The sequence below is a fragment of the Olleya sp. NP1-10 genome (assembly GCF_055804415.1).
The window spans coordinates 3412639-3434671 of sequence record NZ_CM147840.1 but is presented as its reverse complement, the minus strand read 5'-3'; the positions used below and the strand labels follow the sequence as shown (position 1 = coordinate 3434671).

Annotated in this window: 21 protein-coding genes and 1 pseudogene; 12 read left to right on the top strand and 10 right to left on the bottom strand. The window is 30.4% G+C overall.

Annotation, left to right across the window (positions count from 1 at the left end):
- Positions 1–22 precede the first annotated feature (22 nt).
- Complete coding sequence (locus AC0L4B_RS16160; RefSeq protein WP_473437813.1) at positions 23–1120, top strand: WD40/YVTN/BNR-like repeat-containing protein; 1098 nt, start codon at positions 23–25, stop codon at positions 1118–1120.
- Between the two features lie 70 nt (positions 1121–1190).
- Here the strand turns inward: AC0L4B_RS16160 and AC0L4B_RS16155 are convergent, their stop codons facing one another.
- The 7 genes and pseudogenes from AC0L4B_RS16155 to AC0L4B_RS16125 form a co-directional block, all read right to left on the bottom strand.
- Entirely contained in the window at positions 1191–1631 is a 441-nt protein-coding gene (locus tag AC0L4B_RS16155) for a hypothetical protein (protein WP_473437812.1), read from the bottom strand.
- Between the two features lie 12 nt (positions 1632–1643).
- A complete protein-coding gene (locus AC0L4B_RS16150; RefSeq protein ID WP_473437811.1) occupies positions 1644–2132 on the bottom strand; it encodes a hypothetical protein in 489 nt (162 codons plus the stop codon).
- Positions 2133–2165: 33 nt separating this feature from the next.
- A complete protein-coding gene (locus AC0L4B_RS16145) occupies positions 2166–2711 on the bottom strand; it encodes an RNA polymerase sigma factor (protein WP_473437810.1) in 546 nt (181 codons plus the stop codon).
- A gap of 271 nt (positions 2712–2982) precedes the next feature.
- The gene (locus AC0L4B_RS16140; protein ID WP_473437809.1) at positions 2983–4812 is read right to left on the bottom strand and encodes an ABC transporter ATP-binding protein; all 1830 of its coding nucleotides are present in this window, start codon (positions 4810–4812) and stop codon (positions 2983–2985) included.
- Positions 4813–4816: 4 nt separating this feature from the next.
- Positions 4817–6544: a phospho-sugar mutase gene (locus tag AC0L4B_RS16135; protein ID WP_473437808.1), complete on the bottom strand. Its 1728-nt coding sequence runs from the start codon at positions 6542–6544 to the stop codon at positions 4817–4819.
- 56 nt (positions 6545–6600) lie between these two features.
- Positions 6601–7561, bottom strand: a pseudogene (locus tag AC0L4B_RS16130) (glycosyltransferase family 2 protein).
- Positions 7546–8127: a DUF4199 domain-containing protein gene (locus tag AC0L4B_RS16125; RefSeq protein ID WP_473437807.1), complete on the bottom strand. Its 582-nt coding sequence runs from the start codon at positions 8125–8127 to the stop codon at positions 7546–7548. Before AC0L4B_RS16125 ends, AC0L4B_RS16130 begins: the two are co-directional and overlap by 16 nt.
- Before the next feature lie 159 nt (positions 8128–8286).
- Between AC0L4B_RS16125 and AC0L4B_RS16120 the strand changes: the two genes are divergently transcribed.
- The 4 genes from AC0L4B_RS16120 (at position 8287) to AC0L4B_RS16105 (ending at position 11344) form a co-directional block, all read left to right on the top strand.
- Positions 8287–8538 carry a type B 50S ribosomal protein L31 gene (locus tag AC0L4B_RS16120; RefSeq protein ID WP_473437806.1) on the top strand — a complete coding sequence of 84 codons (252 nt, stop codon included), beginning with the start codon at positions 8287–8289 and terminating at the stop codon, positions 8536–8538.
- 98 nt (positions 8539–8636) lie between these two features.
- Positions 8637–9812 (top strand): GlmU family protein, encoded by a 1176-nt coding sequence (locus AC0L4B_RS16115; RefSeq protein ID WP_473437805.1) that lies wholly within the window; start codon positions 8637–8639, stop codon positions 9810–9812.
- Between the two features lie 367 nt (positions 9813–10179).
- A complete protein-coding gene (locus AC0L4B_RS16110) occupies positions 10180–10647 on the top strand; it encodes a lysoplasmalogenase family protein (protein WP_473437804.1) in 468 nt (155 codons plus the stop codon).
- 1 nt (position 10648) lies between these two features.
- On the top strand, positions 10649–11344 hold the full coding sequence (locus tag AC0L4B_RS16105; RefSeq protein WP_473437803.1) for a lysoplasmalogenase: 696 nt from the start codon (positions 10649–10651) through the stop codon (positions 11342–11344).
- A 9-nt stretch (positions 11345–11353) separates the two neighbouring features.
- On the opposite strand, the gene AC0L4B_RS16100 is transcribed toward AC0L4B_RS16105, so the two are convergent.
- Positions 11354–12973, bottom strand: a complete 1620-nt coding sequence (locus tag AC0L4B_RS16100; RefSeq protein ID WP_473437802.1) for an ABC transporter substrate-binding protein — start codon at positions 12971–12973, stop codon at positions 11354–11356.
- Between the two features lie 132 nt (positions 12974–13105).
- Between AC0L4B_RS16100 and mtaB the strand changes: the two genes are divergently transcribed.
- The gene (mtaB, locus tag AC0L4B_RS16095; protein ID WP_473437801.1) at positions 13106–14437 is read left to right on the top strand and encodes a tRNA (N(6)-L-threonylcarbamoyladenosine(37)-C(2))-methylthiotransferase MtaB; all 1332 of its coding nucleotides are present in this window, start codon (positions 13106–13108) and stop codon (positions 14435–14437) included.
- A gap of 42 nt (positions 14438–14479) precedes the next feature.
- On the opposite strand, the gene AC0L4B_RS16090 is transcribed toward mtaB, so the two are convergent.
- Entirely contained in the window at positions 14480–14776 is a 297-nt protein-coding gene (locus AC0L4B_RS16090) for an N-acetyltransferase (protein ID WP_473437800.1), read from the bottom strand.
- A gap of 122 nt (positions 14777–14898) precedes the next feature.
- Here AC0L4B_RS16090 and AC0L4B_RS16085 point away from each other — a divergent pair, with 122 nt between their 5' ends.
- Genes AC0L4B_RS16085 through cls form a run of 4 tightly spaced genes read left to right on the top strand, consistent with a single transcriptional unit; the run spans position 14899 to position 17998 of the window.
- On the top strand, positions 14899–15558 hold the full coding sequence (locus tag AC0L4B_RS16085) for a YqiA/YcfP family alpha/beta fold hydrolase (protein WP_473437799.1): 660 nt from the start codon (positions 14899–14901) through the stop codon (positions 15556–15558).
- Positions 15559–15611: 53 nt separating this feature from the next.
- Entirely contained in the window at positions 15612–16541 is a 930-nt protein-coding gene (locus AC0L4B_RS16080; RefSeq protein ID WP_473437798.1) for a lytic transglycosylase domain-containing protein, read from the top strand.
- The gene (locus AC0L4B_RS16075) at positions 16542–16700 is read left to right on the top strand and encodes a hypothetical protein (RefSeq protein ID WP_473437797.1); all 159 of its coding nucleotides are present in this window, start codon (positions 16542–16544) and stop codon (positions 16698–16700) included.
- Positions 16697–17998, top strand: a complete 1302-nt coding sequence (gene cls / locus AC0L4B_RS16070; protein ID WP_473437796.1) for a cardiolipin synthase — start codon at positions 16697–16699, stop codon at positions 17996–17998. Before AC0L4B_RS16075 ends, cls begins: the two co-directional genes overlap by 4 nt.
- Positions 17999–18070: 72 nt before the next feature.
- On the opposite strand, the gene AC0L4B_RS16065 is transcribed toward cls, so the two are convergent.
- Positions 18071–18649 (bottom strand): tetratricopeptide repeat protein, encoded by a 579-nt coding sequence (locus AC0L4B_RS16065; RefSeq protein ID WP_028291244.1) that lies wholly within the window; start codon positions 18647–18649, stop codon positions 18071–18073.
- Between the two features lie 211 nt (positions 18650–18860).
- Between AC0L4B_RS16065 and rpmH the strand changes: the two genes are divergently transcribed.
- Together rpmH and carB are read left to right on the top strand one after the other, a co-directional pair.
- Positions 18861–19022 carry a 50S ribosomal protein L34 gene (gene rpmH / locus AC0L4B_RS16060; protein WP_028291243.1) on the top strand — a complete coding sequence of 54 codons (162 nt, stop codon included), beginning with the start codon at positions 18861–18863 and terminating at the stop codon, positions 19020–19022.
- A 104-nt stretch (positions 19023–19126) separates the two neighbouring features.
- Positions 19127–21979, top strand: a complete 2853-nt coding sequence (gene carB, locus AC0L4B_RS16055; RefSeq protein ID WP_473437795.1) for a carbamoyl-phosphate synthase large subunit — start codon at positions 19127–19129, stop codon at positions 21977–21979.
- Positions 21980–22033 lie beyond the last annotated feature (54 nt).

The following is a 22033-nucleotide window of genomic DNA, read 5'->3' as shown; positions in this document are numbered from 1 at the left end:
TATTTTTATGAAAATTTTAAACATGAAACAAACACTATACATTGTATTCAGCTTAACAATAATCATTGGTTTTATAAGTTGTGGAGTAGGACAAAACAAATCAGAATCTAAACCTGAACAAAAAAGCTTTTCTTCAGTTAATATAGAAACTTTAATTGAAGATCCATCTCTTAATGTAAGAGCTATCGAAATAATAGATTCTGTTGGTTTAGCTTATTTAACCTCTGATGGTAAACTTGGAATGTATTTTCATAATGATGCACCAGAGTTTAATACAATTAAAGATATTTTTCCTATTCAGATTAAACACGATACAATTACTCCTAATTTTAGAGCTCTTGCTATTGCTAATAATAAAGGTTATGGTTTAAGTATTGGATCGCCAGCTTTGATTTTTAATCTTGATGTGGATTTACATAAAAATAAAGTGGTTTATCAAGAAAATCATGACAAGGCATTTTATGATTCGATGGAATTTTGGAATGATGAAGAAGGAATTGCAATTGGAGATCCTACAGATAATTGTCTAAGCATAATTATAACTAGAGACAAAGGTGAAACTTGGACTAAAATACCTTGTAGTAACTTACCTGAAGCAAAACCTGGTGAAGCTGCTTTTGCAGCAAGTGACACTAATATTGCTATTGTTGGAGATAAAACTTGGGTAGCTACAGGAGGTAAGTCTAGTCGTGTAATGTTTTCACCAGATAAAGGGATGACTTGGGAAGTTTTTGATACTCCAATTATTCAAGGCTTAGAAACTACAGGAATGTATAGTATTGATTTTTATGACCAAAACAATGGTTTTGCTATTGGTGGAGATTATACAAAAGCAGAGAATAATGTAGCTAATAAAATAATAACTAAAGATGGTGGCAAAACGTGGACAATAGTTTCTGATGGAGTAGGACCAGGTTACAGAAGTTGTGTCAAATATGTACCCAACAGTAATGCACAACAACTAGTAGCAATTGGTTTTAAAGGTATAGATTACAGTCGTGATGCAGGACATACTTGGACACATTTAAGTGACGATGGTTATTATACATTACGATTTATAAATGATACTACAGCTTATGCAGCAGGAAATAAAAAGATTAGTAAACTTAGTTTTAATTAGATTATTATTCAGAACAATACTCCATATTTGATAATAAAAAAGAAGCCATTTGGCTTCTTTTTTATTGATGTTAATTTTTTCGGTGTCTACCTTTGTATTCTTCAATCATTTTTTTCTTGAATGTTCGCTCTGCTCTAAATAGGTTTATTATTTTTTTTGCAGGAAGGATTTCTAGCAAATCTATTATATATTGGTCTTCAAGTTCATGCTTTTGCTTTTCTATTTTTAACACATCTAACAATAGCTTTTTAGCTTCACTATCTGATAAAACATCTAGATTAGCTTCTTTTCTCCTATCTGTAGATTGTTTTTTGATTTTATGTATTTTTTCTTCTTGTGCATTATAAATAGGCCAAAAAGCTTCGGCTTCTTTAGCAGATAAATCTAATTGCTCTGTTATATGCGCAACTTTAAGAGCTTTGATTTTTTCGTGTTGTTTGTTCTTATCTTTTTGTGCAAACGCGCTAAAAGAGAACAATAAAACTAGTGCTATTAATATGTGTTTTTTCATTTTTAATGTTTTTTATTCTTGATAGAAGTCGTTTAAATCTATATCATCTAAATAATCGTCAACCTCTATAATATTATAATCAATAAAATCTGTTTGGGATAATTCTGTGTCATTAATTAAAAGATTTAAGTCATTTAATTCAATTTCATCTAAAATATAATTTTCAACAGTATCAGTATCTAAAGCATCTAATGTTGTTATTGGAGATGATTTAAATAAGTTGAGGCTAAAAAATAGGACCAATGCTGCAGCAATACTTGATACAGATAGTAGTGTTTTTTTAGTAAATAACTTAAAAACTTTTGGTTCTGGTTTGTTTACTTTAGATATTATTGAGGTTTCAATAGTATCAAAATAGTCTTCAGGAACCTTAAAACCAGAGGATTTAGATTGGGTTTCTAAATGTATTTGTGTAAGTATTTTGTCTTCTAATCCCTCAAAATAATTTTCAGGGATTTTAAAACCAGAAGCTTGTGTTGTATTTAATTGTTTCTTTTTCATTGTATTAATAGGACTTTAAAAAAGTAAAATAGTTTAATTGTTTTTTAAATAGGTTTCAATTTTTTTTGCAGCAATATGGTAAGAAGCTTTTAAAGCGCCTTCGCTAGTCTCTAAAATTTCTGACAATTCGCTGTATTTTAATTCTTGAAAATATTTCATATTAAACACTAATTGTTGTTTTCCTGGAAGTGAAGCAATTGCTTTTTGAAGTTTTAATTGAATATCATTGCCTTCAAAATACACATCAGATTGTAAACTATCTATAGCTAATTGGTTAACTTCTTCACTACTACTATTTTTTATTTTAGAATTACGTTTTATATGTGTTAATGCTTCGTTAGTTGCAATCCTATACATCCATGAATATAATTTACTATCTCCTTTAAATGAATTTATATTTTTGAAAATTTTTATAAAGGTGTTCTGTAAAACGTCATCGGTGTCATCATGAGATTTAACAATGTGACGGATGTGCCAATACAAACGTTCTTTGTAAAGCGATATTAGTTTTTTAAATGCAGCATTTTTGTCTTTGTCAGACTGTAATTGTTGCAGTAAAAGTGTTTCTTCTTGTTGCATATATTTACTTAGACTCTAATTTAACGTAAAAGTTTAATTTAAATAAGTAAGAATTGTCTTGCTTTTAAAGTGTTGTTTTTTAGTTGTTTGAATCGGTTGATACGATTAAGAGTTGTGTTTTGACGATTAAGCGTTTTTTTCTTGTTTAATGTCAAAAAAGGTTTACTTTTGTCTTGTAAGCGTATTTATGTTGTTAGCCCCAAATCTAACAACTAATAAAAAAAAGGATAAACAATTGTTTATCCTTTTTTTGTTTTATAAATGTACGTAATTATTCAAAACTTTGCATTTCTACTAGCTTTTTATACATACCATTTTTCTCTAAAAGTTCGATATGAGTACCTTGTTCTACAATTTCACCTTTTTGCATTACAATAATTTGATCTGCATTTTGGATGGTAGATAGCCTATGTGCAATTACAATAGATGTTCTGTTTTTCATCATATTTTCTAAAGCAACTTGGACTAGGCGTTCGCTTTCAGTGTCTAGAGCAGAGGTGGCTTCATCTAAAATCATAATTGGAGGATTTTTAAGCACAGCTCTAGCAATGCTTAAACGTTGTTTTTGTCCACCAGAAAAATTATTTCCAGCATCTCCAACATTTGTTTCTATACCTTTTGGTAATTCACTAACAAACTCCCAAGCATTTGCAATTTTTAAAGCATCAATAATTTGGTCTTCGGTTGCATCAGGTTTACCTATTAAAATATTGTTTTTTATAGTGTCATTAAACAGGATAGAGTCTTGTGTTACTAATCCCATTAGATTACGTAATGATTTTTTTGTCACCTTTTTTATGTCATTACCATCTACGGAAATTGTTCCTTTATTAATATCGTAAAATCTTGTTACTAAATTAGCAATTGTACTTTTTCCACTTCCTGATTGACCTACAAGTGCTATAGTTTTTCCTTTAGGAACTTTGATGCTAAAGTTTTTTAGTACATAGTCGTCATCATATTTAAAAGAAATATTATCAACTTTTAATTCGTTTTCAAAACCATTTAAAATTGTAGCGTTTGGTAAGTCTGGTAATGTGTCATCTTCATGTAAAATCTCAAAAACACGATCTGCAGCAGCGATCCCATTTTTAACTTTATAAGAAGCTTTACTTATAGCCTTTGCAGGTGTTAATATTGCATATGCCAAACCCATAAAGGCTAAAAAATCGGTTCCTTTTATTATGTTTTCAACCAAAACTAGTTGTCCTCCATACCATAATAATACAGCAATAGTAGCTATACCTAAAACCTCACTTACAGGTCCTGCAAGATTATTTTTAACACCTATTTTATTGGCTAATTTTAGAATTTTATCTGCTGAATTAGTGAATTTTTGATTAAAAATAGTTTCAGAATTATAACTTTTCACAATTTTTAATCCTGTTAAAGATTCTTCAACAATAGATATTAATCGTCCACCTTCTTGTTGCGCTTTAAGAGAATTGCTTTTTAAACTTTTTCCTAATCTTGAAATTAAAAATCCTGCAACAGGAATGAATAATAGGACAAATAAAGTTAGTTTCCAGCTGAAGGAAAACATGAAAATTAAAGAAAATATGATAGTTGCTGGTTCTCTTACTATTAATTCTAATGCGATGAAAAAGGAATTTTGCATTTCATTTATATCACCTAAAATTCTAGCCATTACATCTCCTTTTTGTCTTTTAGAATAAAAAGCTAATGGTAAACTGATTATTTTTTGATACATCTGTTTTCTTAAATCTGTGAGAATTCCATTTTTTAGATACATCATATGTTGCATAGAGAAGTATCCAAACAGATTTTTAAGTAAAAAAGTGGAGATCACCAAAGCTATAACTATAACTAATGCCATTTGAGCGTTTCCTGCTTCTAAATAACGACTTACATTATAATTTAATAATTGTTCTCCGTAATCTTTAATACCAGATAGACCTGTCCAAACAGGAGCTTTATTAACTATTGTTGTTTTGTCGAATAAGACGTTTAACATTGGTATTAGAGATACAAATGCTAGGGCACTGAATAAAGCATATAATAAATTAAAAAGCACATTAAAAAAAACGTGCTTTTTAAACTTTTTTATAAATGGATAAAGTTGATCTATTATTTTTTTCATGAAATTATAACTGCATATCTTTTAATATTGCATCAATCTTTGATTCCAATTTTTGTTCCGTAGCTTCAAAATCTGACACATTGTCTAAAGTGGTATTGACGCTAATGTAAAATTTTATTTTTGGCTCTGTACCACTTGGTCTTAAGGCTATTTTACTTCCGTCTTCAGTATAATAAATTAATACATTTGATTTAGGAATGTCAATAGTGCTGGTTGTATTGTCAATAGTATTTTTTGATTCAGATAATTGATAGTCTTCAATTTTTACAACTTTAGATCCATTAACACTTGTTAAAGGATTTTCTCTTGCATCAATCATCATTTGCTTGATTTCTTGAGCACCTTCAATGCCTTTTTTAGTTATTGATATTAGTCTTTCTTTATAAAAGCCATGTTTTGTATATAAGGTTATTAGTTCTTTATAAAAGCTACTACCTTTAGCTTTGGCTTGTGCAGCAATTTCGCAAGCTAATAGTGCAGAGGTTACAGCATCTTTATCACGCACAAAATCACCAACCATAAATCCAAAACTTTCTTCTCCACCACCAATAAACTCTTGGTCAGGAAAATCTTTAATCATTTTAGCAATCCATTTAAATCCTGTTAAACCTACTTTGCATTCTACATTATATGCTTTAGCTAAAGCAGACATCATTGGAGTAGATACTATGGTACTTCCTATAAATTGATTGTTATTAATTTTATTGTTGTTTTTCCATTGGTCTAATAAAAACTGAGTCATCATGACCATGGTTTGGTTTCCGTTTAATAAAATCATTTTATTGTCCAACCCTCTAACAGCAACTCCAACTCTATCACTATCAGGATCTGTACCAATAACGATGTCACCATCAACTTTTTCAGCTAAATCTAAAGCCATTTTAAGTGCCTCAGGTTCTTCTGGGTTAGGAGATTTTACTGTCGGGAAATCGCCATTAGGTTCACGTTGTTCTTCAACAATATGTACATTGTTATAACCAGCACGTTTAAAGGTTTCAGGTATGGTTGTAATTGATGTACCATGTAATGATGTAAAAACAACATTTAAATTGTCTTTATCTTTTTGTGGTGTGTCGAAACTTCCGTTTTTTACTGAAGCATCAATAAAAACGTTGTCAACCTCTTGCCCAATATATTCTATTAATTCAGGCTTAGCTTCAAATTTAATTTCAGCATAATCTAAAGCGTTTATAATGTTAATTATTTGACCATCTTGAGGTGGTACTAATTGTCCACCATCTTGCCAATATACTTTGTAACCATTGTATTCTGGTGGATTGTGCGATGCTGTAAGTACAATACCACAATGACATCCTAAGTGTTTTAAGGCAAAAGATAACTCTGGAGTTGGACGTAGGTCTTCAAATAAATAAACTTTTATATTATTTGCAGAAAAAACATCTGCAACGACCTTTGCTAAGCTTTTACTATTGTGTCTGCAATCAAAAGCTATAGCTACTTTATGGTCTTCTCCAGGAAAAACGGTTTGCATATAATTGCTAATACCTTGTGTGTTTTTACCTAGTGTGTATTTGTTAATACGGTTTGTGCCAATACCCATTACACCACGCATGCCTCCTGTACCAAACTCTAAGTCTTTATAAAAACTTTCATTTAACTCATTAGGTTGTGTTGCTATTAGGTTTTTTATATGGTCTTGTGTGTCTTGGTCAAAAGTTGGTGTAAGCCAAGTGTTTACTCGGTTTAAAAGTTCTGGTTCAATATGTCTCATAGGTTTACTTTTTAATACTTGGTGATTGTATAAACTATTGATTAAGCGCTTTATAATTATATGTTTTGCTCTTCTAAATTTAAGGATTCTTTAATTAGATAGCGTTTTTTTCTGATTTTTGGCGTAAAATTATTTCACCTAAAAAACCAGCTACAAAAAACTGAGATCCTAATATCATGGTTACTAAAGCTAAATAAAACTGAGGTCTTTGGGTAATTAGTCTACCTGAGGTATTAAAAAACAGTTTGTCAATTCCTAAATACAAAGCAAAAATAAGTCCTAAGCCAAACATAATAACGCCTAAAGCACCAAATAAATGCATTGGTCTTTTTCCAAACCTAGATAAAAACCAAATAGTTATTAAGTCTAAAAAACCATTGACAAAACGGTCCATTCCAAATTTAGTTTCGCCATATTTTCTGGCTTGATGTTGAACTATTTTTTCGCCAATGTTAGAAAAACCAGCATTTTTAGCTAAAACAGGAATGTACCTGTGCATTTCTCCGTTTACATCAATGTTTTTAACAACATCTTTATGGTAGGCTTTAAGTCCACAATTAAAGTCATTAAGTTGGACGCCTGAAGTTTTTCTTGCTGCCCAATTAAATAATTTAGAAGGTAAGTTTTTAGTTAACTTGTTATCGTAACGCTTTTTTTCCATCCAGAAACTAACTCAAACCCTTGGTTAGTAATCATATTGTAAAGTTCCGGAATTTCGTCTGGATTATCTTGTAAGTCGGCATCCATGGTAATAATAACGTCACCTTCAGCTTTAGCAAATCCAGCGTGTAGAGCTTGAGATTTTCCAAAGTTTTTTAAAAATCGAATACCCTTTACATGGCTATTTTTAGCTTGTAGATTGGTAATAATTTTCCAGGATTGGTCTGTACTACCATCATCGATAAAAAGTATTTCATATGAAAAACCATTGGATTGCATCACATTTGCTATCCAATGGTGTAATTCTGTTAAAGATTCTTCTTCGTTAAGTAGTGGTATGACTACTGATATGTCCATAATTTAATTTGAAAAATATTTTCAAATATAAAACTATTATAAGTCTTCGTTGTTTTTTTCATTATTAATGAAATTATTAGACCTATTACACTATAAATTATTAATTGGATTATTACAGACTGTACCATACTACTTATAGCAAATTGACTAGGTGAATTTTCCATTTGGGTCAATGCTTCAGCTAAAGCGTCTTCAGGCGTGTTAAAGTTTCTCATCATTTCAATAGATTTTTCAATGACAAGTTCTTTTAAAGTAATTGCAGCTTCAGGGTCAATAAAATTAAAAATTATAACACTTATGATTGCGTTTATTAAAATACCAATCATAACAGTAATAAAATAGGCTGTAAAAGCTTCTTTAAAACTAATATATCCACCTAAAGCCTTTTTTGACTTGCTTACAGCTATAATACCAAAGGCTATAATAGCGACAAACAAACTAATGCCTAACCATGTTTGGGTCAGTAATTCAAGATTAGTAGCATAAGCAATTACTGTAACGGAAGACAGTATTACCCCTAGATAAATACCAAAATTTGTAGCAATAGATTTAATAGTTTTGTCCATGATATAATTATATTTGTTTTGTTAATACATGATAAGTATAAATGTACAATAAAACGTTACAAATTTTAACAATAAATTTTTTTAAAAAATTAGTTGTAGGTTTATAAAAATTACTTAAATTTGCACCTCGAATTTAGTTAAGATAAAAAGCATTTAGCGATGAAAAAAGGTATACATCCAGAAAATTATAGAATGGTAGCATTTAAAGACATGTCAAATGACGACGTATTTTTAACTAAGTCTACTGCAAACACTAACGAAACTATTGACGTTGATGGTGTTGAGTATCCAGTAATAAAAATGGAAATTTCTAGAACGTCTCACCCGTTTTACACAGGTAAGTCTAAATTAATTGATACAGCTGGACGTATTGATAAGTTTAAAAACAAATACGCAAAATTCAAAAAATAATTTTAGCGTTAACTATATTTTAAAAGCCTTTCATTTTATTGAAAGGCTTTTTTGTTACCTTAAATTGGATTATTTTTGAATCAAAACTTACTTCTAACATGAATTATATTCTTTTTGACGGACCAGTTCGTAATCAACTTTTACCATTTACATATACACGACCAGTAGCCGATATAAGAGTTGGTATTTTGACAATTAGAGAAAAATGGGAACTGTACTTAGGTAATACAACGACAACAATTACTGAAGATTATTTGTCGGAGAAATTTCCTATGGTCGAACTAGAAGCTAATGTAATGCTTAATGCTGCGTATTTACCAAATGCAGATTTAGTAGAAATTATTAAAGATTTATCCGAAAATCAGGCTGTTTTTAAAGATGAAGATGTTATTGCTTTTTATACTACAGATACTCAAGAAGCAGTAGATTTTGATGCTTATGAAGCGATAGAATTTGATAAAGACATTTTAAAAATTGAACATACTTGGGATATCTTTTCAAAAAATGGTGAAGCTATCCAACAGGATTTTGATTTGTTAACTAAAGATAGTATTTCACAACCTATCCCGAAAAGTAATAATGTGATTTCTCCTGAATATATTTTTATTGAAGAAGGCGCTAAAGTTGAATTTGCAACGCTTAACGCTAGTTCAGGTCCAATATATATTGGTAAAAATGCAGAAATAATGGAAGGTACATTAGTTAGAGGTCCTCTAGCATTGTGTGATTATGCAACATTAAAGTTAGGAGCTAAAATTTATGGACCAACAACAGTTGGACCACATAGTAAAGTAGGAGGAGAGGTCAATAATTCTGTATTATTTGGGTATTCAAATAAAGGACATGATGGCTTTTTAGGAAACTCGGTGTTAGGAGAATGGTGTAATTTAGGTGCTGATACAAATAATTCTAACCTAAAGAATAACTATGTGCAAGTTAAATTATGGGATTATGAAACTGAACGTTTTACAAAAACAGGTTTACAGTTTTGTGGTTTAATGATGGGAGACCACAGTAAATCTGGTATAAATACAATGTTTAATACGGGAACAGTTGTTGGCGTTAATTCTAATATTTTTGGAAGTGGTTTTCCTAGAAACTTTGTACCAAGTTATAGTTGGGGAGGAGCCTCAGGTTTTACAACATATTTAACCTCTAAAGCGTTTGAAGTGGCTAAAGTCGTTATGGAAAGACGAGGTATTGATTTTACAGCTCAGGACGAGGCTATTTTAACACACGTGTTTGAAGAGACTAAAAAGTTTAGAAAAGACTAACCGTTAATTTAACAGGTTCTCTTGCTATTCAACGGTTAATCATATAAAATGTAAGGTTTTATGGGTTAATTTTGATTTAAATTTTTATATTGTTTTTGTTTTAAAATCAATATGAATTTCATTTTTAAAAATACTTTAAGATTTTCAATCTTATATCTAAGCTTGTACTTATTGGACTCATTTTTTAAAAATAGTTACGATTTGTATTCATATAGATATTTTTCGAAAATTGCTTTAAGTATCAGTTTGTTATTGTTTTATGTTTTAAATAATAAGCAAAAGGATAACACTAAAAAAAGATTAGTCATTTATGCATTATTATTATTTATAATAGGAGACTTTTTTTATTACCGGTAATTCTGGTAAAATGAGTCATTTTATAATTGCTGCATTCTTGTTTATTGCAGGAAAAATATGCTACTCTGTAAGGTTTTTAAATAATGAGGATTTTAAAATTTCGAAGTTAATTCCGTTTTTGGTCTTTTGTTTTACCTATATGACCCTAATTACTTCTGTAGTCTATAGTAATTTAGATCATTACTTTTTTCCTTTTCTAATTTATCTTTTTGTTGTAATGTTATTAATGCAGTTTGCTTTTTTGAGAAAAAACGAAGTTAATAACAGTAGTTTTTGGTTAGTAATGTTAGGTGTGTTTTTGTCTATGATTGCCGATAGTATAAATATTCTTAAAATATTTTACAATCCTATGATAGCATATAATAAAATAACCGTAATGCTATTTTATTGTTTATCTCAGTATTTGATTATTATTGGAATTTTAAAAGAAAAAACAACTACAGATTATAAAGAAAGTGTATTAAAAACTAATCTGTAATATGGAAAAGTTAATACGATATTATACACCTCTATTTATATTTTTGCTTGTAATAGATATTTATACTAAAATCTATTTACCTTCAATGCCTTACAGGTATTATAGTAAAGTTTTAGTTATGGGTAGCTTGTTGGTTTTTACAGCTTATGCTATTTACAGAAAAAAGGTTTATGTTAAAAAATATATTTTTTATGGTTTAATTTTATTTTTTATTGGTGATATATTAATAATAGATCATCTAAATAAAATTAAATTTATAATAAGCATATGTTTATTTGTGATAGGTAAAATATTATATATTTTAAAGTTTTCTCATAAAGAAGACTTTAGTAACAAGCGATTAGTTCCGTTTTTTGTGATTTGTTTTTTATTAGTAGCTATATTATACAGTCTTATTTTTCCTAATCTTAAAGATTATTTTTTACCAATAACCTTATATTTTTTTATATCATTGGTCATGACTCTGTTTGCTTACATTAGAAAAGGTGTAGTTAATGCTAAAAGCTATTATACTGTTTTAATAGGAGTAGGCTTGTTTGTGTTATCTGAAGCTACAATGGTTATTAAAATGTTTTATGGAGATGTAATGTTTCAGGACTTTTTAGTCATGTTTGGTTATGCAATGGGTCAGTATTTAATTATTTTAGGATTAATGATAGATAAAAAGGTAAATAAGGATAATAAAATTTCAGTCTAAATCTTATTACTATTTTTCTTTTTTGACATATTTAATTTCTAATAAATTAATAGGGTTACTACTAAGACCAGAGATATTTTTTTGAGTAAACCTTATCACTTCATCATAGTATAGTGGTACTACAGGCGTGTTTTTTAAAACTAGACTATCCATAGTTGTATACGACTGTATCCTTTTGTTTATATTGTTTTCTAAAAATGAGGTTTTATAAAGACTGTCAAATTGTGTATTATAAAAATGCGTGTAATTTGGACCATTAGGAGCAAAATTTTCAGAGTAAAATAAAGATAAATAATTTTGGGCATCAGGATAATCTGCGACCCAACTAGCTCTAAACAGATCTAATTTTCCGTTAGCTTTTCCTTCTTTAAGTGTGGAAGCAGGAATCACATCTACATTTACAATAAGTCCAATTTTGGTTAATTCACGTTGTATATATTCACAGAAATTAAGATAATTACTTGTCGTTGTAATTGTTATTTCAGGATTGTTGTTTCCCGTTTGTGACTTGTAAGCTTCTATTAATTGTTTAGCCTTTTCAGGTTGATAAGTATAGCCAATATTACTGCTGTAACCAGGTAAACCTTTAGGAATAAAACCACCAGTAGCAGGTATACCTATTCCGTTTCTTAAATAAGTCATCATTTTTTGTTTGTCAAAACCGTAATTAACAGCTTCTCTAATACGTTTAGACTGTATTTCATTTAGGTCAGACTCCATGAAAAACGCTAAATATTCAGTGTTTAAATAAGGTCCTCTAATTAAGTCAATAGTGTTGGCGTATTTATCACGTAAGGCTCCTTTTGTGGTTAAAATATCATCTTGATATGAAGCATCTAAACTATTTAAAAAGTCTAAGTTACCTTGTATAAACTGCATATATTCACTTTGTTTATCAGGTAAAAACGTAATGGCTACAGCTTCAAGATAAGGTAATGTTTCGCCTTCAGCGTCAGTTTCAAAATACTGATTGTTTTTTCTGAACACTAATTTGACGTTTTCTTCCCAACGTTTAAATTTAAAAGGACCAGTGCCAATTGGATTGGCTCTAAAATCTGTGCCATAATGTTCTGTGATTTCTTTAGGAACAACACTACAGTATTTCATAGTCAATAATCCTAAAAAAGCAGGAAAGGGTTGTTTTAATGTAATATTAAAAACGCTGTCATTTACAGCTTCAAAATGCTTTATTTTATTAAAAATCCAACGTCCCGAAGACGCTATTTTAGGATCCAATATTCGATTAAAACTGTATTCAAAATCATAAGCAGTTACAGTTCTAGTGGAATCTCTTTTAAATAATTCGTGTTTATGAAAATACACATCGTCACGAAGTACAAAACGGTATTGCAAAGCATCCTCGGATACAGTCCAACGTTTAGCGATACTAGGTTTAACCAATAAGCTATCATCCATTTGGACTAAACCATTAAATAATTGGTTGACAGCCCAAATATCGGCATTATCTTTAGCAAAAGCAGGATCTAAAGAACCAATGTTTTTGTGTTCGTTATATCTAAAAACCAAATGGTCTTTGTTGCTTTTTTCTAGATTTGTACAAGATATAATACTGCTAATAAAGGCAAGTAAAATAAGATAATTAGTAGTGTTACGTTTTAAAACAGTCATTAATAGTAATCAATATATAAGCGTCTAAACACCTTTTAAGGCTTAAAAAAATACGTAATTTTGCAATCACAAATTTGTAATTACACTAGGTAAATATAAACAATCTTACTTAGCATTAAAGACTATTTTAAATTGAATACTAAAAAGAAAGTCGGCTTTTATACCTTAGGCTGTAAACTTAATTTTTCTGAAACATCAACCATTGCTAGGTCTTTTAAAGACGAAGGTTTTGATCGAGTGGATTTTAACGATCCAGCAGATATTTACGTTATAAATACTTGTTCTGTTACAGAAAATGCAGACAAGCGTTTTAAGACTATTGTTAAGCAAGCCCAAAAATCTAACCCAGAAGCTTTTGTGGTTGCTGTTGGATGTTATGCGCAGTTAAAACCTCAAGAGTTAGCAGATGTCAATGGTGTAGACTTAGTCCTTGGTGCTACCGAAAAATTTAAAATAACAGACTATCTTAACGATTTATCTAAAAATGATTTAGGCGAAGTCCACTCATGTGAAATAGAAGACGCAGATTTTTACGTCGGAAGTTACTCCATTGGTGATCGTACCAGAGCTTTTTTAAAAGTTCAAGATGGTTGTGATTATAAATGTACTTACTGTACAATACCTTTAGCTAGAGGGATTTCAAGAAGCGATACTTTAGATAATGTTCTGAAAAATGCAAAAGAAATATCTCAGCAAAATATAAAAGAAATAGTCTTAACAGGAGTTAATATTGGTGATTATGGTAAAGGTGAATTTGGTAATAAAAAGCATGAGCATACGTTTTATGAGTTAGTACAAGCATTAGATGAAGTAGAAGGGATAGAGCGTCTAAGGATTTCTTCAATCGAACCTAATTTGCTTAAAAATGAAACCATAGATTTTGTGTCTAAAAGTGAAACATTTGTACCTCATTTTCATATTCCGTTACAAAGCGGAAGCAATGACATTTTAAAAGCAATGCGTCGTCGTTACATGCGTGAATTATATGTAGATAGAGTTGAGAAAATAAAACAAGTTATGCCTCACGCTTGTATTGGTGTGGATGTTATAGTAGGTTTTCCAGGTGAAACCGAAGATCATTTTCTAGAAACCTATAATTTTTTAAGCCAACTTGATATTAGTTATTTACATGTTTTTACTTATTCTGAAAGAGCCAATACTGTCGCAGCAACTTTAGATCAAGTTGTTCCTAAAAATATACGCACTAAACGCAGTAAAATGTTACGTGGTTTAAGTGCAAAAAAACGTCGTGCATTTTACGAAAGTCAAATTGGAGCCACAAGAAAAGTATTATTTGAGTCTGAAAATAAAGCAGGTTATATCCATGGATTTACAGACAATTATGTAAAAGTTAAAACACCATGGAATCCAGAGTTTGTTAACACCTTACACAATATAGAATTAACTAAAATTGATGATGACGGTTTAGTAAGATTTGATTTTACTAATCAGCAATCAGCATAAAAAAACCGAAGTAATTTTACTTCGGTTTTTTAATTTCATTGTTTAGATTCTAAGACCAACAGGTAACAATTTTTTGTATCGTCTGTTTCGTCTAATAAATTTTGCAATTTCTGGACTTGTTGGCACAACACTTAAGTTGCGGTCTTCCATTGTATCCAAAACAGTTTTTAAAAATTCTGATGTAAACTCTTCGTTATTAAGTGGTTCAGGAAGTATTAATTTAGTTAAAAAAATCTTTCGTTCCTGTAAAGAGTATTCAATTTTAGCAAAATGATCGTCTATTTTCAGTTCAAATTGACGTAAAAACTCGTTGTCAACTAACTCTGCTGCATCAATCATGTTTATAAAGTTTTATTAATTATTGGGAGAGTTTCAAAAATAGTACCAAACTATTTTATAGCTTTACAGTACAAATGTACAAAAAAACTATTAGCAATAGCCTTGCGTAATGTTAAAACCTTATGAGTCAGCAAGTAATACCAGTCTATTTAATGCCAGGAATGGCAGCTAATCCGACTATTTTCGAGCACATAAAATTACCCGAAGATCAATATCAAATACATTGGTTAGAATGGAAGATTCCAGAAAAAAACGAAACCCTTTCTTCTTACGCCAAACGTATTTGTCAAGATATAAAACATGACAATCCAGTCCTAATTGGTGTTTCTTTTGGAGGTATTTTAGTTCAAGAAATAAGTAAATTAATTAATACTAAAAAGGTAATTATTGTCTCAAGTGTAAAAACGAAGCATGAGTTGCCAAAACGTATGAAACTTCTTAAAGCAACTAAAGCTTACAAGATTTTACCAACTCAATTGCTAGGTAATATAGATTTATTAGCAAAATATGCTTTTGGTAATACTATTACCAAGCGTATTGAGTTATACAAAAAGTACTTGTCTGTTAGTGATAAAAACTACCTTGATTGGGCAATACAACAAGTTGTGTGTTGGGAGCAAGAACAACCAATGGAGGGCATTGTGCACATCCATGGTGATAATGATTTAGTATTTCCGTTTTCCAACCTTTCAGATTGCATTACAGTTAAAGGAGGTACGCACATTATGATAATAAATAGGTACAGATGGTTTAATCAAAATTTACCAAAATTAATTGCTTAAACATAAATCAAATTACATAAAATATTTTATATTTAAAAGAAAAAGATAAGACGATGAAGATAGTACAAAAAAGCCTTGCAGTAGTAGGTTTAGCAGCATTAGGAATGTTATTTATTAACGCCTATCAAAATGCACCAACAGATGAAAATTTTGAAAAACAAATCATAAATGACTATAATGTTTACGCCATACAAATGCCGACCTATTTAGAGTTTGCAGGTGAGGAAGTCCCTTTATCAAATCCAGATATTTATGAGCGTATGGATAAAGAGCTTTTAGTCAACACTTATTGGCAATCTAATGGCTTATTAATGTTTAAGCGTGCTAAAAAGTATTTTCCTATTATAGAACCTATTCTAGCAAAACATGGTATTCCTGATGATTTTAAATATTTAGCAGTAATCGAAAGTGGTTTGACTGACGCACGTTCTCCAGCAGGAGCTAGTGGGTTTTGGCAAATCATGAAAGCGACAGGACGTGAACATGGATTAGAAGTTAATGATAATGTAGATGAGCGTTACCATTTAGAAAAAGCAACAGAAGTAGCATGTGATTATTTAATAAAAGCTAAAAGAAGTTTAGGATCTTGGACTTCTGCAGCAGCAGCATATAATGCAGGAAATTACGGAATTTCAAAACGATTAAAAGCACAAGATGTAACAAGTTATTACGACCTACTTTTAGGAGAAGAAACTGGTCGTTATGTGTTCAGGATTATAGCTTTAAAAGAAATCTTATCCAACCCAGATAAATACGGGTTTAATTTTAGAGATAAGGATTTATATACTACAGTGCCAACTTATCAAGTTGCTGTAGATACTGCTGTCACCGACTTTGCTGGTTTTGCAAAACAGTTTGGTATAAACTATAAAATTTTAAAATTACACAATCCTTGGTTGAGAGAGCCTCACTTAAATAACAAATCTAGAAAGCAATATTATATTGACATCCCTAGAGAAGGATATTACAAAACAAACCCATAAATGCTAGATTTTATAAGTCAATATTGGTGGACTTTTGCAATTGTATTAAACTATATTTTAGTAATTATAGCAGTCGCAACCATATTATTTAAATCTATTAATCCAACAAAAACACTAACATACATTATTGTATTGTTAGTGTTTCCTTTTTTGGATTGATTGTATATTACTTTTTTGGTCAAGAATATAGAAAAAATAAAATTTTTAACCGAAAGGACGTCTTAAACAATACGTTAATCAAATCAATAAACCAAAAGTTAAATCTTGATCCTGAGACCTTAACAAGTTATGAAGCTAATATTGAAGAAGATCAAATTAGATTGATTCATTTACTTCAAAAAAACGATAAATCACCATTAACCAAGTATAATGATATCGAGATTATATTAAATGGTGAAAATAAATTTGAAATCCTTTTTAAAGCTATTCAAAATGGCAAGGAACATATTCATATTGAATATTACATTTTAAAAGATGATAAAATTGGAACTAAGTTTATTAACTTATTATGTCAAAAGGCAAAAGAAGGTGTCATAGTTAGATTAAGTTTTGATGATGTTGGTAGTAAAATTTCTTCTAAAATGAAGAAAAAAATGACTGAATCTGGTATTCAGTTTCATGCTTTTATGCCTGTATTATTTCCTAGGTTTGCTGGTAAAATGAATTACAGAAACCACAGAAAAATAGTAGTCATTGACGGAGAAATTGGATTTGTTGGAGGTATAAATGTATCTGACACTTATGTTAATTATCCAGAAAGTACAGCTTATTGGAGGGATACACACCTAAAAATTGTTGGAGAAGCTGTGTTTACTTTACAAACACAATTTTTGACAAACTGGAATTTTGTAGCAGATACGACTTTAGAGTTAGATCGTTCATTCTTTCCTCAAAATAAGGTTCAAACCATTCAACCTGTTCAAATAGCAGCTAGTGGACCAGATACTGATTGGGCTAACATTATGGAAGCCATATTTTTTTCTATAGTTACGGCAGAAGATTATGTGTACATCACTACACCATATTTTATTCCAAACGATCAGATTATTACAGCCATGCAAGTAGCTTCAAAAAGTGGAGTAGATGTTAGACTTTTAATTCCGCATAAATCCGATTCTTGGACAGCAAAACATGCTACAAACTCGTATTTAGAACAATTATTAGAAGCAAATATTAAAATTTATAGATACGAAAAAGGTTTCATTCATGCTAAAACCATGGTTGTTGATGATGTCTTTACAACCATAGGAACTTGTAATATGGATTATAGAAGTTTCAATATTAATTTTGAAATCAATGCTTTAATCTACAATAAGGATAAAGCCAAAGAGGCCAAAGCTATATTTATGAATGATTTAGAGAGTGCAGCTCAAATAGATTTAGATAGATGGGTAGAGCGTTCTAATTTAAGACGTATTCAAGAAGCTTATTGTAGGCTTTGGGCTCCATTATTATAATCTATAAAGGTAAGCTTATAAAAAAAGGTCAAACAATATTGTTTGACCTTTTTTTATAATGAGAAGAGATAGTTATCTGCTACGTCTTTTTTGGGCTCTAATAGATCCACCTTGACCATAATGTTGTTTTGGTGCTTGGGCACGTTTCATGTTTTCTTTCATCATTTTAATCTGATCTGTTAACATGCCTTGTTTATCTAATTTTTGAGCTTCGGCTAATAGGTTAGTCGCTTCTTGCTTTCTTCTTTTTGATAAGGCAACACCAGCTAAGTTTAATTTAACCATTGCCATGTCATGATCCATAGATAATCCAAGTTTTTCAGCTTTTCTAAAATAACGCTCAGCTTCACTCATATTATCTTGAGATACCATGATACCATTTAAAAAGTTATAATAACCTTGTTGTTTTTGTACTAAAGCAGTTTCTGGATTTTTAATTTTATCTAACCATTTTTTAGCACCAGGATAATCTTGTTTTCTTAACCTTAAAAACGCAAGTAAAATAAATTCATTTTTAAAATATAAAAAGACAAATATCAGAGATAAAAGGATGTACATGATACCATTTCCTATGTTTCCTTCTACAAATTGCCAGATGGCTACACCAAAAATCCCGATTGCTATTATTAATTTTATTACTTTATTGTACATTATTGTTAATTTTAAATGTCTTATTTTTACTTAAATTTACACGCTTTTAGACGTATTTTATATTGGAGTACAAAGAAACTAAAAAAATCTTTAAAAATATTTTTAAAATTAGGTTTGTCAAATAAAAAAGTCGTTGTATATTTGCGCTCAGTTTTAGGGAAAGTCTAAAACATTTAAAACATTTACTATTTAGATTTAAAAACATAAGACAATGCCAAAAAGAACGTTTCAACCATCAAAGAGAAAAAGAAGAAATAAACATGGTTTTAGAGAAAGAATGGCTTCTGCTAATGGTAGAAAGGTATTAGCGCGTCGTCGTGCTAAAGGAAGAAAGAAAATATCTGTTTCAACTGAGACTAGACATAAAAGATAATTAATGATTTTCAATTGTTAATATATTAAAGGCGTTACTTAGGTGTAACGCCTTTTTTTGTATCCAAATTTGACTATTTTTGATAACCGAATAAAATTAAGACAATGCCAAAAAAATCTAATTTAAAATCTATTCTAATTATAGGCTCTGGACCTATAGTTATTGGACAAGCCTGTGAGTTTGATTACTCTGGTACACAAGCATTACGATCGTTAAGAGAGGACGGAATTGAAACTATTTTAATAAATTCTAATCCTGCAACAATAATGACTGATCCAAGTATGGCAGATCATGTTTACTTGTTGCCTTTAACAACTAAATCAATAATCCAAATTTTAAAAGAGCATCCACATATTGATGCTGTTTTACCTACAATGGGTGGGCAAACAGCCTTAAATTTATGTATTGAAGCAGATGAAAAAGGAATTTGGAAAGATTTTGGTGTAGAAATTATCGGAGTTAATATTGATGCTATTAATATTACTGAAGATAGAGAGAAGTTTAGAGAGTTAATGCTTGATATTGGTATTCCTATGGCACCTCAAGCTACAGCAACTTCTTATTTAAAAGGAAAAGAAATTGCACAAGAGTTTGGTTTTCCTTTAATTATTAGAGCGTCTTTTACTTTAGGTGGTGCAGGTGCATCATTTGTATATAAAGAAGAAGATTTTGACGAGTTGTTAACTCGTGGTCTGGAGATATCTCCAATCCATGAAGTTATGATTGATAAAGCTTTAATTGGTTGGAAAGAATACGAGTTAGAGTTACTTAGAGACTCTAACGATAATGTTGTTATTATTTGTGCTATTGAAAACATGGATCCAATTGGTATCCATACTGGAGACTCGATTACAGTCGCTCCAGCAATGACATTAAGTGATAAAACGTATCAAAAAATGCGTGATATGGCAATCCATATGATGCGTAATATTGGAGATTTTGCAGGAGGTTGTAATGTACAATTTGCTGTAAGTCCAGATGAAAATGAAGATATTATTGCTATCGAGATTAACCCTCGTGTATCGCGCTCTTCAGCTTTAGCCAGTAAAGCGACAGGGTATCCAATTGCAAAAATTGCAGCCAAACTAGCTTTAGGATATCATTTAGATGAATTAGAAAATCAAATTACTAAATCTACGTCTGCTTTATTCGAGCCGACTTTAGATTATGTAATCGTAAAAATACCACGTTGGAATTTTGATAAATTTGAAGGATCAGATAGGACTTTAGGTTTGCAAATGAAATCTGTTGGAGAAGTCATGGGAATTGGACGTAGCTTCCAAGAAGCCTTACACAAAGCAACACAATCGCTAGAAATTAAACGTAACGGATTAGGTGCAGATGGTAAAGGTTATAAAAACTACGACCAAGTTATAGACAAATTAACACATGCTAGTTGGGATCGTGTATTTGCTATTTATGATGCCATTCAAATGGGAATTCCGTTAAGTCGTATTCATGAAATCACAAAAATTGATATGTGGTTTTTAAAGCAATACGAAGAATTATATTTTATAGAAAAAGAAATCTCAACTTTTACTATTGATACTATTCAAAAGGATTTATTACTTGAAGCGAAACAAAAAGGATATGGAGACAGACAAATAGCGCACATGTTGGGTTGTTTAGAAAGTCAAGTCTATAATAAACGTGAAGAATTAAATATTAATCGTGTTTATAAACTGGTTGATACTTGTGCAGCAGAGTTTGAAGCAAAAACGCCATATTATTATTCAACGTTTGAAAACGATGTTGAAACTGCGGATGGAACACGTCAAGCAGATAATGAAAGTATTGTTTCAGATAAGAAAAAAGTAATTGTTTTAGGATCTGGTCCAAACCGTATTGGTCAAGGTATCGAGTTTGATTACTGTTGTGTTCATGGTGTATTAGCTGCAGCAGAATGTGGTTACGAAACCATCATGATTAACTGTAATCCAGAAACAGTTTCTACCGATTTTGATACTGCAGATAAGCTGTATTTTGAACCTGTATTCTGGGAACATATTTACGATATCATTAAGCATGAAAAACCAGAAGGTGTCATCGTACAACTTGGTGGTCAAACCGCTTTAAAGTTAGCCGAAAAACTTGAACGTTACGGTATTAAAATATTAGGAACAAGTTACCAAGCATTAGATTTAGCCGAAGATAGAGGCCATTTTTCTACCTTATTAAAAGATTTAGAAATTCCTTATCCAGAATTTGATATTGCAACAACAGCTGATGAAGCTGCAGCAATTGCAGATGTATTAGATTTTCCAATATTAGTAAGACCATCTTACGTACTTGGTGGACAAGGTATGAAGATTGTTATTAATAAAGAAGAACTTGAAAAACACGTGGTAGACTTATTAAGTCGTATGCCAGGAAATCAATTACTTTTAGATCATTATCTAGATGGTGCAATTGAAGCTGAAGCTGATGCTATTTGCGATGGTGAAAATGTATACATTATTGGTATCATGGAGCATATTGAACCTTGTGGGATACACTCTGGTGATAGTAACTCTTTATTACCTCCTTTTAACTTAGGAGATTTAGTAATGCAACAAATTAAAGATCATACTAAAAAGATTGCTTTAGCATTAAATACCGTAGGTTTAATTAACATACAGTTTGCTGTTAAAGATGATAAAGTGTATATTATTGAAGCCAATCCAAGAGCTTCAAGAACGGTTCCGTTTATAGCTAAAGCTTACGGAGAACCTTATGTAAACTATGCAACTAAAGTGATGTTAGGAGAAAAGAAAGTAACTGATTTTGAATTTAACCCAAAATTAAACGGTTATGCCATTAAGCAACCAGTGTTTTCTTTTAACAAGTTTCATAATGTAAATAAAAAGCTAGGTCCAGAAATGAAAAGCACAGGAGAAAGCATCTTATTTATTGATGATTTAAAAGATGACGAATTTTACAATCTATACTCAAGACGTAAAATGTACTTAAGTAAGTAATTGTCAAACAGAGATAATACAAAAAAACCTTCAATTTTAATTGAAGGTTTTTTT